This is a genomic window from Bradyrhizobium sp. 142 (assembly GCF_023074015.1).
In the GTDB taxonomy this organism is placed as follows: Bacteria; Pseudomonadota; Alphaproteobacteria; order Rhizobiales; family Xanthobacteraceae; genus Bradyrhizobium.
The window spans coordinates 1-794 of record NZ_JADPKQ010000427.1; the positions used below are offsets into that span (position 1 = coordinate 1).

At 63.5% G+C, this 794-nt stretch carries 1 protein-coding gene and 1 pseudogene; one reads left to right on the plus strand and one right to left on the minus strand.

Translation table 11 applies throughout. The features are described 5' to 3' along the window. Positions 1-512: pseudogene (locus IVA82_RS39845) on the minus strand (transposase); the annotation flags it as partial. Positions 513-569: 57 nt separating this feature from the next. Here IVA82_RS39845 and IVA82_RS39850 point away from each other — a divergent pair. Continuing rightward, positions 570-794, plus strand: a 225-nt coding sequence (locus IVA82_RS39850; RefSeq protein WP_247389047.1) for a hypothetical protein, incomplete at its 3' end; no start/stop codon positions are given.

Below are 794 nucleotides of genomic sequence, written 5' to 3' on the forward strand. Positions count from 1 at the left end.
ATGATCACCTTGGCTCCGTTGCGTCTGAGTGATCGCAACAAGCGCTGCACGATGGTGTGCTGCGGCGGCCCGAACTTTTCGGGGGAATGCTCGGCGAGACGACCGAGGATGGCCAGCGCGGTCAGACGAGGTTCGGCCGCGAGCCAGCGCTCGATGTCGGCGAGGTGTGGATCGAGCATCGAAGGCATTCTCATGCGCGTTTTGTATGGCTTGCGGATGCGCCGATGGATGATGCGCTGCTCCCCCAGATGCACGTCATTGCCGAGCCCCTTCGCGAATGCTGCCGCGTTCGTTGCCGCAGCCGGTGGGCTGGCTGCTGCCGCGAGCTTGCCCGCTCGGGCGCCGACGCGGGTGCCGAGCTCCGTCTGGGCGGCCCTCATCTCGGCCAGCAGGGCCACGGGATCGAGCGTGCGATAAAGCTCTCGAAGACGCCGTTTGAGGCCTTTGCTCAACTTCGGGTGCGCCAGAGCGCGCGCATACGGCGTGGCCGGAACATGATAGCGCTTGATCACCTTCGCGCCCTCGCGCCGCTTGTCCTTCAGCTTGAAGGACGGCTGGAAGAAGTTGGTGTGCAGCCGCGATGCGGCATACAAGCGTTCCAGCACGCGTTTTGTCTCGACGCCATCGAAGCGACCGTATCCCACAAGTCGCCGGACGACCGCGCCATTCTTCTGCTCGACGAAAGCCTGATCGTTCGTGTCACCTCGATCTTTTGCGTGCGACACCAGGGCACGACGACATCGTTCATAAACGCGCTGTCATTGTCGAAGTCGGCGCCGCGAATGAGCCAGGGA